Raw genomic sequence first — 15,331 nt, 5'->3', positions numbered from 1 at the left:
TCATTTGATTAATTCATTTAACCCATACCAGGCGATGGCTTGCTGTTTCAGCAGGTTGGCCGACCAGTTTTCCCAGCTGCCGGTATAAGGATCGTAGCCGCATTTGAGGGGCTTTGCATAGAGATCGTTGGGATCTTCGCGGTAGGCGCGGCAGTCCGTACACACGTGCCTGAACTCACAATCCCTGCAGCCGCGGATATCGTCCTTGCGGATATTTGAATATTTATGAAAGTCTTTATTGTCCAGCACTTCCTGCAGGCTCACCGTTGATACGTGCCCGTAGGATTCCGGCAGCGAAGGGCAATTTTTCACACGCCCCTGCAAATCGATGCTGAGCTTGCGGTTGAGGCAGGTGTTATAGTGCTGGCTTTCGGTAAACAGTTCCATGTTGGCCATAAAATAATTGGTGCGTATTTCGCCGCAGGCCAGGCAGGAGCGGATATTGCCCTGGTAGAAGATAACGGGCACGGTGCCGTCAAATATTTTTTCCAGCTTATCTACCGGGGACGCATGTACGAGAATGGATTTCACGCGGGGGTATTGTTTCACCAGTTTGTCGAGCGTGGCGAGTTCCAGCGTGAGGCCGAACGGCAGAATAAGTTTGATATGCTTGACGGTGGCGCCGTTGAAGCGTTCCAGCAGCTGTGCCAGTTGCGCCGGCTGGATGGCCTCGTAGCAGCGGATTTCAACACCCTGTACCTGTCCGCCGAACAGTTCATTAAAGAAGGCGTTGTTATAATCCAGTTGTTCATTGTATTCAATGATCACGTTGGTGATATCGCCGAAGCGGTCCCAGCTGAGGTCCAGCGGGGTCAGTTCCGGCAGGTGGCGGCTATCGGTGAAACCCAGCTCTTTGCTGAGCAGGAAATCGATATAGCCGGTGATGGCTTCGCGGTTATCTTCGCCGTAGTGGGCCATGCATTCGTCGATGGAGTGTTGTTGCAGGAAGGTGATCACTTCTGCCGTATCGTTGGGGATATGATAATACCGGCGCAGCTGCAGGTCGCACAGGAGCGACATACTGGCGCCTTTCACGAGCTGGCAGTTTGCGTATAGATTAAAATATTCCATGGTCAGAATTTGGAGATGGCTTTATAAAAATGATGGAGTTCGAAACCGGTTGAGTTAAGCTGTTTGGCTTGTTCGAACTTGAGGATGTAGCCGCCTTTCTGCGGCTGCTGCTGCTCGAGGAAGTAGAGCGGCAGGGGCAGCATCTTTTTTTCGGTTAGGTTGCTGGTGAATTTCTTTTTCATGCGGTTCTGTTTCTCGCAAAGGGGCATAAGGAGCAAAGGGCGCAAAGGATTGTGTTATGCTTTTTTTAAGAGCAAAGTCCTTCTTGCGTACTTTTTTCCCTTATAACCCTTTGCGTACTTTATTTCTTATACCCCTTTGTGTTCTTTTTTTCTTATACCCCTTTGCATACTTTATTTCTTATACCCCTATGCGTCTTTTTTTCTTATCCCCCTTTGCGTTCTTTGCTCCTTACGCCCCTTTGCGAGCAACCCTCCGCCCTTTGCGAGCAACCCTCCGCCCCCAGCAACAATGCCAACTTTTTCTCCAGGTAGTAGTTGCACGGATAGGATACCATGCCAAACTGCCCTTCCGGGTTAACTTCCAGGAAATGGTAATTACCGCCGTGGTCCACCATCAGGTCGATAGAGCCGGTGCGGAAGTGCAGCAATTTCATGAGCCGGTCCAGCCGGGCTTCCAGGGCGGCAGGCAATTTATAGGGTACGGTCCTGTTGGGCCGTTCGCTGTCGTAGTTGCGGAAATCATCGGCTGTTCTTTCATTGCCCTGGGAGAAGATGGCCATGGAATAGCATTCCCCGTCGAGGTAGAACGTACGGATTTCGAATTTCTTTTCCACTTTTTCCTGTACCAGCGAAGGGAAGAAGGTTTCCGGCACGAGGTGCAGGTTAGCGGCATTAATAGTTTTCGTGAGCATTTTATACTGGCCGCCTTCGGCGTCTTCCAGGAAAATGCACTCGCTGATTGGTTTTACGATGATGTTTTGATAAGTATCCAGGAGTGCTGCGATCCTTTGTTTGGAGGAAACTACATCGGTGAAAGGCGTGGAAATACCGCACTGGCGGGCAAGCGCAAGGACTTGAAGTTTATTGAGGTGGTCTTCCGTAAGCGGATCGTTCAGCCACTTTTTACGGTCGATCAGGTAGAACAAGTATGAATGAAGGCCGTTGAATTCGTCGATAAGGAAGCGTTTGAGCGTGTACTCCGTGTCGAAGTCCGCCTGCTTGAGCCGGTATTGCGCTGGCAGGCTGTTGATCTTGCGCCGGTACCATACAGCCGAAATATCTTCATCTGCCGGCAGATCGTTTAGCCGTTGCAGGTAGCACAAATCTTCCCCGTTTAACCGCAGGAATGGGATCCGCAGGTGGGATAACCACTGGCACACGTGATCGGTGGAGCCTTCCAGGTGCGACTGGCTTAAGATGAGGATTTGAGCAGACATGGTTTTTTATTTTTTGGAAAGAACTGCCGGCAGGGCCGGCAGTTCAAAATAGTGGTCATAGTTACTATGACGGAAGGAGGTTATTATTACTTGTCACGTTTGTGGTCGCAGATATATACATCTGGTCCGGAATAGTGAGTAGGAGTATGAACGGTTGTGCCTGCTGCTTCACCGAGGTCGGCTGACAATTCATTGGAGAGCTGCATGAGGCCACCTTTAATAGCGTCCAGGGATTCAACTTTTTTTGCATCCAGTTTTTTCAGGCTTTTCTGATTTTTCATAGTTTTTAATTTTTAAAATGGTTTTAAAATTTTTGTTTCCGGCGGGTTATTATTTAGGGTCTTTCTTTACGTCTGTTACCCAGTGCTGACCATTCCAGGAAGGAGCGTTTTCCGTGGTTCTTGATTGGTCGTCAAGCGAGAACTCAGGTTGCAGCGCCATTAAACCGCCTTTTACTTCTTCGGGGGCAGTTACCTTTTTGGTAACCAGTTTTTCTAACTTTTTCATGAGATAAAATTTGATTAACGACCTAAAATTAGGAGTCAGGACTAAGTGCGGAGATGGGTAATATATATTTGGAAGGTTGCGGTTTATATTCGCAGGAGTTGGGGAAATATTTGCGGTGGATAGCGGGGTGTAAAGTGCGGTACTGTCAAAGCGTATGAAATACTTGTACATGGCTCCCCTGGCCAATTGGGAAGCAAAAAAGAAAAACCTTCCCGGTCAGAATTATCTGACTGCCCGGGAAGGGTAAATAAGCAATAAGCGTGGTTATTTAATATCCAACTTGTCAAGCACACTGAACACGATCCTGTCGCAGCGTACCAGGTGGAATGGAAATACAACGTCGTTTGCGTAAAACTTGGAAATGTGTTCCCTTAGCATCAGCTTGGCCCTGATCTGGCGAACCTTTACGTTGACCCTGGAAATATCGAGGGCTTTAGAAGTTTCGGCCACATTGAGCTGGTCAATTTCCCGGAGTACGAATACTGCGCGGTATTTTTCAGGGATGCTGAGGAGGGCTTTTTCAAGGACGTGACCCAGTTCTTTATTGAGTACTGCATCCACCGGCGTTTCTTTGGCTTTTGGCAGGTCGGTATGCTGTTCAATCACTGAAAGGTCTTCACTGGCCGTCTTTTTCATCCGTTTCAGGTGCTGGTGGCACTCGTTGATCAGGATTCTTTTGAGCCAGGTGCCAAAGGCGGCGTCCTGCCGGAACTGGTCCAGGTGCTGGTAAGCATTGATATAGGTGAGCTGCATTACGTCCTCCACATCCATATCGTTGTTCAGAAAGGACATTCCGAGCCGGAACAGGCTTGGATTGTGGCGGCGCATGAGTTGCTCATACAATCGCTTTTCGCCGGCCAGTACCCTGGCAATAAGTTCATTGTCCGTCAGCGTGTCAATTGGTTGAATAATCGTCATTCAATAGGGTATTAGAAATTAAAGGTGAAAATAAGTTACAAAAAAAGCCAACATTTTTGTAACCTTTTTTAAAAACCGTCCTCTAATCATTATATACAGGTACCGAAACCACCTAAAAGCACAATCTAACCCAATGATGACCGTAGAGCAATTTAAAAAATCAGGAGTCCCCTTACCTGCCTTGACGCACCAACGCGTACAGGAGCTGAAACAAACCCCTAAGGGTCAGCATATTATGGAACAGCCGTTCCATGCCTTCCCGGCCATGCTGCAATCCCTTACTACCGGCCTGCAGGACAAACTCGTTTCTTATGAATGGGGTCAGTTTTCTCAGACTGGTAAGACGGACGGACTCGCCCTGGAAGGATTAAAAGAGGACTACCAATTCCTGGAATTCGTGCAGTTCATCATGTTCGTGAAGTACACGGAAGAGAACCGGAAGAAAAAGCAGGGCCCGGGGCAACCCACCACGATAGCAGGCTAATCACATCCAATATATTGAAATACCCCCCACGAGGGTGCATTTGTTCTTGATAGATGCACTGACATTAAAGGCGGCCATAACGGTCGCCTTTAATTGTTTAGATTGGATCGGGATGAATGTGCCTGTTCCGTTTACCTTACAGGCAGGGCGTTGGGCAGGATGGTACAGGACGATTTTCCCGCCTGCTTATTGTAATTTCCTCTGACTGACGATAGCTTACCATTTAAATTCCATGTACGTTATGCATTCACTTACCAGCTGTATTTTCTGTCAAATGATGCAGGACCGGCGATAGCCTGCTTCCGGCATCCCCTCCTCAAAACAATTTCGGCTACGGGCAATAGCTAATTCCACACCCATCGGAGGCGCCGCACCACCGGCATATTGAAGTACGTAAACGGAGCAGCGCCGCTGGTCCGTCGGATACGCCTGTGCTTTTTCTCACCAAACCAAATATTACCCATAACCAAAATCAACGATTCCACATGAAAAAAACTTTACCACTATTTTCAGCAGCCCGGCGGCTGCTACCGCTGGCATTGCTGCTGCTGACGGCCGCCATGGCGCATGCGCAGCAATGGAAAATACTCGGCAACGAGCAGGCCATCGCATCGCAGGCATCGGCTTATACGCATATCGCCCTTGTCAGTGGGGATAGCGCAGATGTGCCTTACGTCGTATTCACTGAAGGCGGCCTCGCGAAAGTAAAAAAGCTGCAGGCGGACGGCTCCTGGGCACAAGTAGGCGGCAACGTCACCAACGCCAGCACTACCTATACACGGCTATACGCAGATCAAACAGGGCAGCTCTACGTTACTTACGTGGATGCCGCCGCCGGCAACCGGCTGGCCGTAAAAACGTATAACGCGGCTACCGGCAGCTGGGAGCCGCTGGGAGGCAACAGCGCCAACCTCTATGTATCCGCCGGCTCAGTCACGAATAATGTATCGCAATACAGTTCCACGCCCCGCAGTACCCTGGCGTTTGACTCCAATCATACGCCCTACATCGCCTTTGGCGATAACGGGAACCTCACCCCATTCGTGAAGCTGTTTGACGGCAACGCCTGGGTAACCGTTGGCGGCGGCGCGGTAAACGCGGCCGCAAAAGCCGTGGCCCTGAGCCTCGTGCTGGACGAAAATGATATGCCCTGGCTGGCATACTGTAACCTCACGAGCAACACTGCCACCACCGGCAGTATGGCCCTCTATAATTTCAACGGCAACAGCTGGACGGCCATCAGCTCCACCATCACCGGCATCCGGCATACCAGCATGGCGGTACAATCAACCGATAACCTGGCTATTGCTTACTTCAACACCGGCAACTCTAACCGGGCTACGGTGATTACCTATAACCGGACCACCGGCGCCTGGGGTACGGCCACTTCCCTCTCCGGCCGCGACGCGCCGGCCATCAGCATGCTGCGGGACCGCTCCGGCAACCTCTATTGCTCCTTTATTGATGCGGTAAGCAGCAGCTCCGTTTCCGCGGCGCGCGTGTTTAAACAATATGCGGGCGCCACTGTGTGGCGGGAGCTGAAAGACCCTGCTGTGGCTACCGGCATCGACCAGCCCGTGGGCAACCTCTCCATCGCCATCGGCAGCGATACCGCCCGCCCCGCTATCGTGTACACGAAAACCAACAGCAACAGTGTATCCACGCCCGTAGTGCGGGGGTACATCCCGCCGCCGGACCCCATCCTGCTGAATACAACCCCGTTGAGCGGCATTACGCCTACCACCGCGGTGGGCGGCGGCCATATTACGGATGACGGGGGCTCCGCGATTACCGAACGCGGACTGGTATATGGACTGGACATCAATCCTACCACTGCCGGCAACAAAGTAGCGGCAGCCACGGCGGATACCGGCGCTTTCACCGTTACCCTCTCCCAACTTACGCCGGCTACCGCTTATTATGTGCGCGCCTACGCCATTAACGCCGGCGGTACCAGCTATGGCAACAATGTGCGCTTGAGCACGCGCGCCACGCCGGGCCCGGTGGTAACGGCTCCCAAACAAATGGAATACCTCACCCGCGCAGTGGTGGCGGTGCGCCGCAATGCCAGCACGGTGTACATCGGGTGGCGGCTCCTCGGCACCGATCCGAAGGAAATTTCGTTTAACCTTTACCGTGATAGCGTGAAAGTGAACAGCACCCCGATCAGCGCTTCTACTAATTACGTGGACAGTGTAACCACGGATCACCATTATACCGTGCGCCCCGTGCTCAACGGCATCGAAGGCGCGCCTACGGAAACCGTGCCGGTATGGGCGACCAACCAATTGCAGATACCTTTACAGATACCGCCGGGCGGTACTACGCCTGACGGCGCCGCCTATACGTACACCGCCAACGATTGCTCCGTGGGCGATGTAGACGGGGATGGCGTATATGAAATATTCCTGAAATGGGACCCGACGAAACTCAATCACAACTCCGGCGGTTATTCCGGCGATCAGATCATCGACTGCTATAAGCTGGACGGCACGCTGCTCTGGCGCATTAACCTCGGCAAAAATATCAATGCAGGCCCGCACTTCACGCAGTTCATGGTGTACGACCTGGATGGCGATGGCAAGGCGGAAATGGCCTGCAAAACGGCGGATGGAACGAAAGACGGTACCGGCACCGTCATTGGCGACCCGGTAGTGGACTACCGCAACAGCAGCGGCTGGGTGGACCAGGGGCCGGAGTACCTCACCGTGTTCAATGGCCTCACCGGCAAGGCCATGGCCACCGTTAACTACGAACCGCCGAGAGGCAGCTATTCCGACTGGGGCGATAACTACGGCAACCGTGCGGAACGATATGTAAACGCCATCGCTTACCTGGACGGCACGCGCCCCAGCCTGATCATGGGCCGTGGCTACTATAACAAACTGGTACGCGCTGCTTACGACTGGCGCGATGGCCAGCTCACGCTCCGCTGGAAGTTTGACAGCAAGGACCCTAACGACCCGGCCAACAATGCTTACAGCGGCATGGGCAACCACCAGATGACCATCGGCGATGTGGATGGTGATGGGAAGGACGAGGTGATCAACGGCGCCTGCGCAATTGACGACGATGGCTCCAGGCTATGGAGCAACCGCAATGGCCATGGCGACGCGCTGCATATGACGGATATGGACCCGGACCGCCCGGGCCTGGAAATATGGCAATGCCAGGAAAGTCAGACCGACTACGCGCCGTACGGTTTGCGCCTCAACGATGCGGCCACCGGCGAAACCCTCTTCGGCGTGCCTACCACGGGCGACGTGGGCCGCGCGCTGGCGGCGGATATCGACTCCGCGTACAAAGGTTACGAGATATGGGGCTCCTCCGGCAGCGGCGTTTACAGCCAGAAGGGAGAGCTGATTTCCACCAACCGCCCTTCGTATAACCATGCCGTTTGGTGGGATGGGGACCTGGCCAGGGAGCTGCTGGACGGCAATGTGCTGGACAAATGGCGCCCGTCGCCGGTGAACGCCATGAGCCGCCTGTTCACGATTTACCAGGCCGCCCCGGTGACCGGCAACAACGATACGAAGAAGAATCCCTGCCTGACGGCGGACCTGCTGGGCGACTGGCGGGAGGAAATCCTGCTGCGCCGGTCCGACAATACGGCGCTCGTATTGTTCACCACCAACATCCCTACCGGGCATCGCATCCATACCCTGATGCATGATCCGCAATACCGCACGGCAGTGGCCTGGCAAAACTCGGGCTACAACCAGCCGCCTTATCCCTCTTTTTATTTGGGGTATGATATGGAAGATCCACCGCTGCCTAACATCGCCGTTACGGACATGGTGGCCCCGGCTATCCATGCAATATTCCAGGAGAACGCTGACTCTACTAACGCCACCAGCGTTAGTTACCGGGTGGTATTTACGGAACCCGTTACCGGCGTCACACCGGCTTCTTTTGCAGTCATCAGCGACAGCACGATCAGTGGCGAGGTGACGGAGGCGATTGCATTGTCGCCTTCCGTATATCGAATTACGATTGGCAGCCTCCTGGGCGAAGGCCATGTTCGCCTGAAGGTAAAGGAGACGCCTGGCATTAGCGATGTCACTGGCAATATCCTGCAGACTGCGGAGGATAACGTTATCGCCTATACGCGTATCCGGGAGCCCCAGGCAATTAAATTTTCTCCCCTACCTATAAAAGCATATGGCAGTGGCGACTTCGACCCTGGCGCTACCGCTACTTCAGGGCTGGCAATAATTTATACCAGCAACGACAGCAGCGTGGCAAGCATCTCAGACGGCAAGGTGCGGATCAACGGGCTGGGAAGCGCGGCCATTACCGCATCGCAACCGGGCGATAACATGTACCGCGCTGCGGTGGCGCAAACGCAGGTAGTAACGGTGAAGGATATGGTAAATCCGAGCCAGCCCGCTGCGCTCACGGCGTTCAAAGCTACCGCGCACCAGGTGAAGCTGGTATGGCTGCCCGCTTCGGACGACATCGGCGTAACCGGGTATTATGTGTACAGGGATGGCGTGGCGCTCAATACTACGCCGCTGGGCAGCACTTCGTTTGTGACGGAAGCGCCAACGGGCAACAACGTATATACGTTTACGGTAGTTGCAGCGGATGCCGCCGGCAACCTGTCCGCAGCAAGCGCGCCTGCCAGCTATACCAACAGTAATGGCGGCCATATGGCGGATGATATGCTGACCATCTTCCCGAATCCGACGAACGGCAACTTCAAGGTGCGCCTGAGCAGTGCGGATAACGGGCCGGTGACCATCACCATCCGGAATCAGAACGGCATGGTGCTGCAATACCTCGATGGCAACAAACAGGGAGCGGTGTACCAGCAGCAAATACAACTGAAAAATGCCGGCAGCGGTATGTACCTCGTTACCGTGACGCTGGGCTTGCAAGCGAAAACATCGATCTTAATAGTTCAATAAAACGTGGGTTTAAAATCAACAAAAGGCGGCTTTCCAGCCGCCTTTTTCATGGGCGTTAAGGTAGTTTGGCGGCTAATTTTTCGGGGAGAAATTTAAGTACCTGGTGTATCAGTTTCCACTTAAAGCCCGGCACTATCCTAAATCCTGTGCCGGCATTTACAATGGCATCTGCAATGAAGGCAGGTTCCATCAGCAGCGACTCCGGCAGCGGCAGGCCTGCCGTCATTTTGCTTCGGATGTAGCCCGCTACAATCACATTCACGGTTACTTTCCGCTGAAAGAGGTATTGCCGCAGGCCGGCCAGGTATTGGGTAAAGGCGGCTTTCGTGCTGCCATATACGAAATTGCTCTTGCGGCCGCGCACGCCGGACAGCGAGGACAGGCCGATGATCCTTTCCAGGCGGTCGTTCGTTGGGTCCGTTACAATGAGATTGATGATGGAAACTGCGCCGGCATAGTGTACCTGCATCATGCGGTAGCTGCCTTCCCAGTCAACCAGCGCCTGATCGTTTGTGACCTGGAAGCCCGCAGCATAAAGAACAATATGTGGTTTTGCAGGCAGCGAGTCATAAAACCCGCGATGCTCCCCGAAGGCCGTAGCGTCGAAATAAGTGATGGTTAACCGGTCCGTATTTACGTTTTTGGCGGCCATAAAGGCGGCAATTTCGGCCGTGCTGCGGCTCGCGGCAATCACATGGCAGCCAAGCCGGAGGTAACGTAAAATCGCCTCTTTAGCTACATCTGAATTAGCCCCGAGAACGAGTATAGTTTTGGAGGTTTGTTGTGGCATAGGGGAAGAATGAGCAGCCAATTTACAACAATCCCGGAAAACAGTACAGGCGGACCTTCGTTCAGCCGTTAAAAAAAATCGCCGGACGGAAGCAGCGCTTCACATCCGGCGATGTTTATACGTTCCTGTTATTAGAAGAAGTACCTTGCTCCGAGCTGGATCTGGTAAGGATCCCCACCCGGGTTGGCTACGCCGCTGGTATTGATGGCGTAGGTGTACTGCCTGGTCGTTTTATCGAATGCAGTACCGCGGTACAGGGCGGTGTTGCCGAAGTTGTGGCTGGCGCCCCATTTCTTATTGAGCAGGTTCGCGAAGTTGAACACGTCCACTGACAGCTCAAAGCCGCTCTTATGCGTAATCTTGAAGGATTTGGCCAGGCGCAGGTCCACGGTGCCGTAGAAGCGGTTGATACCACCGTTTCTTTCCGCGATTTTACCTTCTGACTTCTCCACGTATTTGCGGAAGCTGGCATCGCCGGAGCTGAGGAGCTTCAGCAGGCCATCCCTTACGGCAGCAGGCGTGGTAGGGCTGTTTGGATCAAACACATAGGCGAGGTCGTTGGTGCCGCTTACAAAATCCTGGTTGCTGTTTACGCCGGATAGGAGGCTGTAGCGGGTACCGCCGAGGCCGGAGAAGCGAACGCCGAATACAAATCCAGCGAAGGTCGGGGATGTACCGTAGAACACTACCTTATGGCGGAACTGCGCATCCGAGTAAGACATCTTGCTCAGGTTGCGCGGGTCATCCGCTACCGGCAGGCCGAGCGTAGCGCTGTTGGCCACGTTACCGTTATAGGAAGTATTGTCTTTAGAATCATTCCAGGTATAGCTGGCGGTGATGTTACCATCTTTATAGTAGCGATAGTTCACATCATATACGAAAGTATAGGTGTTGTTTTTACCGAGGCTGGTCAGTTCCAGTACGCGGCCGAAAGCCGTGCTCTTCCTGCCATCCAGGTAGTTGCCGCTACCGCCGCTGGTGTTCATTTTATCCAGCGGGATATATACGCCCCTGTTAGCCTCTGCCGGCAGGGTAAAGAAAGGTGTTTCCACCATGTTCTTGTCTATATAGAAGTAGTTGTTGCGGCCGTAGGTCAGGTACGCGGAGATACCCATTCTGAGGCGGCTGGTGATGTATTTGGTATAGTTGATGTTTGCTTTGTACACGATCGGGATTTTAGCATCCGGACCGGTGTAGTTGATGAGCGGCAGCTGGTATTGGGTGAATGCCGGCACCGTGCCCAGGTCCTTCCGGAATGCGGAGAAATCAGGCGCAGGAATACTTACAGAGCTTGAGTTGAGGTTGACGGTTCCGAAATGTCTGCCATCGAAAGTCAGGTTGTTGATCAGCATGTAGTTGTTGATATCGGAGCTGAAAATACCTGCGCCCACTTTGATGTAGTCCGTATGTTTTTCCTGCACATCCCAGGTGAGTTGCAGGCGTGGCTGCGGCACAAAGGATTTGATGCTGTTGTTGGTACTTAAGCCCAGCGCGTCGTAGAGTTGTTGGTTGAAAGGCGCTTTGGGATAAGTGGCCATATCGAAACGCAGGCCGGCGGTGAGGCTAACGCCTTTGCCGAGCGTGGTTTGCAGCTGGCCGTAGATACCGCCGTTGAAGATGGAGGACACTACGCTTGGATCGGACACCAGCGGCACTTCGCGGTAGAAGGCGTATGGCGTATTGTTACGGAAGGCGTCCAGGCCCCTGTACACATAGCGGCCGTTTACCTCGCTACCGTAGAGGGATTTAGCGTGGGTGTACATCAGGTCGATACCGAAGGTATAGTTCACTTTTTCGGTGTTGTAGTAGAGGTTATCCGTGAGCTGGAAAACGTTGTTGGTAAAGCCTTCCTGGCCGAAGCGGTGACCACCGATCTGAATGTTGGTGGATTTGGTGGAACCGTCGGACAATACAGAGGTGACGTTTTCAACGATGGCTCTTGGCAGCGCGCCCGGCAGTTCATCGTTCTGACGGCTGGCCTGCCAGGTGTAGAGGTGCTGGGCTTTTAACTCGTTGGTCAATTTGGTGCTGATGTTGGAGCGGAGGGTCAGCAGGAGGCTGTTGTCCCTGTTGAAGTCGTTACCGGTAGATTCGTACAGGTTAATAGACGTATTATCGATCAGCCCCAGTTTGTTGACATCATTCGTATAGTTGTCCCTGATAGTCAGGAGGTTCTTTTCGTTGATCTGCCAGTCGAGGCGCAGGAAGCCTGCATCGGACATGCGCTGTTTATTAAACGAACCGAATTGCGCGTGGCTGGAAACGCCGTATTTCGTTCTGGCGATGTCCACGAAGGTATCCAGTACGTTGCGGGTGATGTTATAGATCAGCTGATCGGCAGGGGACTGCACGTCGGCAATCACCAGGGAGCGGTTATCGGTTTGGTGATCCCATGCGAGGAAATAGTGCAGTTTATCCTTGATGATCGGGCCGCCGATGGATCCGCCGAACTGGTAGGTGGAGTAGTTATTATTTCTTTTGTTACCGCGGATATCGTACGGGCTGGACAGCCAGTTAGCGCGGCCATAGCCGAATACGGAGCCGGAAACGGTGTTGGTACCTGATTTGGTAACGGCGCTAACGGTACCGCCGCCGGAGCGGCCGAGGGTAACGTCGTATTGGTTGGTTACCACTTTAAACTCGCGCACTGCTTCGATGGAGATGGAGTAAGGCGCGCCGCTGCGGGAGGTGGTAGGACCCGCGGAGGTAGGGTTTTTAGCCGTCATACCATCGATGGTGTAGTTGGTACCGGAGCCAAGCTGGCCGCCGATGCTGTTACCGTTGCCGGTCAGCGGGGACAGTGCAGCGAGGTTGGAGAAGTTCCTTCCGTTTACCGGCAGGCGGCTGATGTCAGTAGGCGTAATGGTGGTGGCAGCGCCGGCGTTCACGATCGCCTTCTTGTTGGAAGTGGAGGTGATGGTCACGGCTTCCAGGTTGGAGATGGAGGATTCCAGGTCGAAGTTCACCTGGAGGGCATCACCCTGGTTCAGGTTATAGTCCTGTTTTTTCTGGGAGCCAAAACCCATAGCCGATACCGTTATGGTATAGGGGCCGCCGAGCGGCAGTTGTTTGAAGGTATAAAGCCCTTTGCTATTGGACTGGGTTCTGTTGGTGAAGCCAGTTGATTCGTTTCTTACAGTGATGGACGCACCAGGAATCGCTGTACCATCCTTTGCTTTGATTTGGCCGTTTAAGTCGGCCAGGGTGGATTGTGCGAATAGATTGGTTGACGTCAGGATGCTTAAAGCAAGACAGATGAGACGGATGATTCTCTTCATTGACAATACAAGTTTAAACTTTGAGGCGGTAAAATTAGAAGGGGCATGTGTTGGGAATATTACGGGGAGGTTAACAAAATATTAACTATTCTTGTCAAGAGGGGTGCTGGATTAGATGGAGGGTTTATTTATGCGTTATATTTGGGGAGTTAGGCGGTAAATATGACACAAGCTGGTAAAATCGTATAAATAGTATTCCTATGTCCTTCAATTATGCAGCAGTATTCCCTGCTGAAAGATTAGCAATAGTAAGTGCAGCCTTTGATAAGGCATTCGGTAAAGGCTTGGTCAGTGAGGCGACCCTGCTGACGGGCGGGCTCTCCAGCGCTGCTGTATATAAGGTGATCGCTGATAACCGGGCTTATGTAATGAAGCTCGATGCCCCGGGAAATCATAGTACTACGGCTTCGTATGAACGCTTGCGCCTTGCGGCCGGCGCGGGCATTGCGCCGGCGCTGCGCTATTGCAGTCCGGAAGAGGGTATTACCATCAGTGAATTCATTGCAAGCAAACCTATCAGGAGTACCTTCACGGGAGATGTACTGGCAGAAAAGCTGGCAACCGCGATAAAGCAAACTCACGCCATCCCCTACACGACGCCCGGCGAGGATATGAAGCATGCGGTGGATAATATAGTGGCCGGCTTCCGGAGCAGCCAGATAGTAACCGGGCCGGTACCGGAGGAATGCCTGGCGGGGTATGAAAAGATAAAAGCCGTGTATCCGTGGCATGATACAGACAAGGTTTTCAGCCATAATGATTTGAACCCTACTAATATTTTGTGCGACGGCGCCGGCATATGGATTATTGACTGGGATACGGCGTTTTTAAATGACCGGTATGTGGATTTGGCGAGCGTGGCGAATTTCTTCATACATAGCCCGGAGCAGGAAGCGGTGTTTTTAAAGACTTACTTCGGGGAGGTGAGCGCCTACCAGGCGGCGAGGTTTTTTATTATGCGGCAGGTAAGCCGGATGATTTATTCCCTGATGATGCTGCAGCTGGCGGCGAAGAACAAGCCGGCGGATGTGGAAGTGGATGCAGAGGTAGCAGGCGTGTATTTGAAGGATGTGGGGCCGATGCTTGGTTCAGGGAGGTTGTCGCTGGCGGGGTATGAAGGGCAGTTGATGTATGGGAAGGCGTTGATGAATGAGGTGGTTGGGGAGATGCGGAGAGAGCGGTTTGAGGAGGCATTGGGGAGGATGGGTTGATAGGGAGTGTTAGCATTCAATATGGTCCCCTCTTTGGGTGATGGGTAGTGTTGGAGGATTTGATGTTAAGCTTTTCGGTGGGTGTGTGTTGAATAGGTTTGGGGGTAGGTGGAAGTTCTGCAGGCATCGTCGTAATTTCCCCAGCCCGTTAGTTCTTGCTATTTAAAATACTTATAACCAAAAGATATCTGATCATGAAATTCAAGCTGATTTTATCGTTTTTAGTTTTAAACACCTGTTTTGTCGCATTTAGCCAGCAAAAGCATGCTGAAAAATCACACCATCACAACATGACCGTTACTGAAAAAGGCCTGATTAAGGTATCCGTTATGTATCCTTATGCCGAAGGTAAGCACTTCGATATGGCGTACTATGAATCTAAGCACATGCCCATGGTGGCTGGTTACTTAGGATCAAACCTGGTTAAATATACCATTGAGAAGGGGGTTGCCAGTGGTATTCCTGATCAGCCTTTACCATTTATGGCGATCGGAACATTTTATGTAAAAAGCCTGGATGAATATAAGGCGGCTATTGCTCCAAACAGGGATGCGATCAGGGTGGATATTCCGAAGTACACGGATATAGTGCCTGTTATTTTGGTGAGTGAGGTGGTAAGATGAAGCCGATACGATTTGGTCAAAAAATACTTTAAGCATCTCGAAAAAAAGATACAGTAGGGAGTGTAAAATAAACTGTGTCAAGATTTAATTTACAATCGTAATTTCAGCCGCTCACCAAAAATAATTGATAATTGTGACAC

The 15,331-nt window shown here is 52.4% G+C and carries 12 protein-coding genes; 4 read left to right on the top strand and 8 right to left on the bottom strand.

What is annotated here, in order from left to right:
• From gwsS to BOC67_RS23575, 6 genes are all read right to left on the bottom strand, one after another.
• Positions 1–1,071 (bottom strand): grasp-with-spasm system SPASM domain peptide maturase, encoded by a 1,071-nt coding sequence (gene gwsS, locus BOC67_RS23600; RefSeq protein ID WP_291914386.1) that lies wholly within the window; start codon positions 1,069–1,071, stop codon positions 1–3.
• Between the two features lie 2 nt (positions 1,072–1,073).
• Positions 1,074–1,253, bottom strand: coding sequence for a hypothetical protein (locus tag BOC67_RS23595; RefSeq protein ID WP_291914383.1), 180 nt, complete (start codon positions 1,251–1,253; stop codon positions 1,074–1,076).
• A 203-nt stretch (positions 1,254–1,456) separates the two neighbouring features.
• Positions 1,457–2,470, bottom strand: coding sequence for a grasp-with-spasm system ATP-grasp peptide maturase (gene gwsG / locus BOC67_RS23590; RefSeq protein ID WP_291914380.1), 1,014 nt, complete (start codon positions 2,468–2,470; stop codon positions 1,457–1,459).
• 86 nt (positions 2,471–2,556) lie between these two features.
• Entirely contained in the window at positions 2,557–2,751 is a 195-nt protein-coding gene (locus BOC67_RS23585; RefSeq protein ID WP_291914376.1) for a hypothetical protein, read from the bottom strand.
• A gap of 49 nt (positions 2,752–2,800) precedes the next feature.
• Positions 2,801–2,977 (bottom strand): hypothetical protein, encoded by a 177-nt coding sequence (locus tag BOC67_RS23580; protein WP_291914373.1) that lies wholly within the window; start codon positions 2,975–2,977, stop codon positions 2,801–2,803.
• A gap of 264 nt (positions 2,978–3,241) precedes the next feature.
• Positions 3,242–3,895: a sigma-70 family RNA polymerase sigma factor gene (locus tag BOC67_RS23575; protein ID WP_291914369.1), complete on the bottom strand. Its 654-nt coding sequence runs from the start codon at positions 3,893–3,895 to the stop codon at positions 3,242–3,244.
• Between the two features lie 133 nt (positions 3,896–4,028).
• Here BOC67_RS23575 and BOC67_RS23570 point away from each other — a divergent pair, with 133 nt between their 5' ends.
• The gene (locus tag BOC67_RS23570; RefSeq protein WP_291914366.1) at positions 4,029–4,379 is read left to right on the top strand and encodes a hypothetical protein; all 351 of its coding nucleotides are present in this window, start codon (positions 4,029–4,031) and stop codon (positions 4,377–4,379) included.
• A gap of 485 nt (positions 4,380–4,864) precedes the next feature.
• Positions 4,865–9,289 carry a T9SS type A sorting domain-containing protein gene (locus BOC67_RS23565; RefSeq protein ID WP_291914362.1) on the top strand — a complete coding sequence of 1,475 codons (4,425 nt, stop codon included), beginning with the start codon at positions 4,865–4,867 and terminating at the stop codon, positions 9,287–9,289.
• Between the two features lie 55 nt (positions 9,290–9,344).
• Here the strand turns inward: BOC67_RS23565 and BOC67_RS23560 are convergent, their stop codons facing one another.
• Both BOC67_RS23560 and BOC67_RS23555 read right to left on the bottom strand, forming a co-directional pair.
• A complete protein-coding gene (locus BOC67_RS23560) occupies positions 9,345–10,079 on the bottom strand; it encodes an SDR family NAD(P)-dependent oxidoreductase (RefSeq protein WP_291914360.1) in 735 nt (244 codons plus the stop codon).
• 131 nt (positions 10,080–10,210) lie between these two features.
• Positions 10,211–13,357, bottom strand: a complete 3,147-nt coding sequence (locus BOC67_RS23555) for a TonB-dependent receptor (protein WP_291914358.1) — start codon at positions 13,355–13,357, stop codon at positions 10,211–10,213.
• A 200-nt stretch (positions 13,358–13,557) separates the two neighbouring features.
• Here BOC67_RS23555 and BOC67_RS23550 point away from each other — a divergent pair, with 200 nt between their 5' ends.
• A complete protein-coding gene (locus BOC67_RS23550) occupies positions 13,558–14,568 on the top strand; it encodes a phosphotransferase (protein ID WP_291914356.1) in 1,011 nt (336 codons plus the stop codon).
• Between the two features lie 194 nt (positions 14,569–14,762).
• Entirely contained in the window at positions 14,763–15,191 is a 429-nt protein-coding gene (locus BOC67_RS23545; protein WP_291914354.1) for an EthD family reductase, read from the top strand.
• Positions 15,192–15,331: the final 140 nt, after the last annotated feature.

This window comes from Chitinophaga sp. CB10, assembly GCA_001870995.2.
Lineage (GTDB): Bacteria > Bacteroidota > Bacteroidia > Chitinophagales > Chitinophagaceae > Chitinophaga.
The sequence above is the reverse complement of the archived record's forward strand: the minus strand, read 5'-3'. Positions and strand labels throughout refer to the sequence as shown.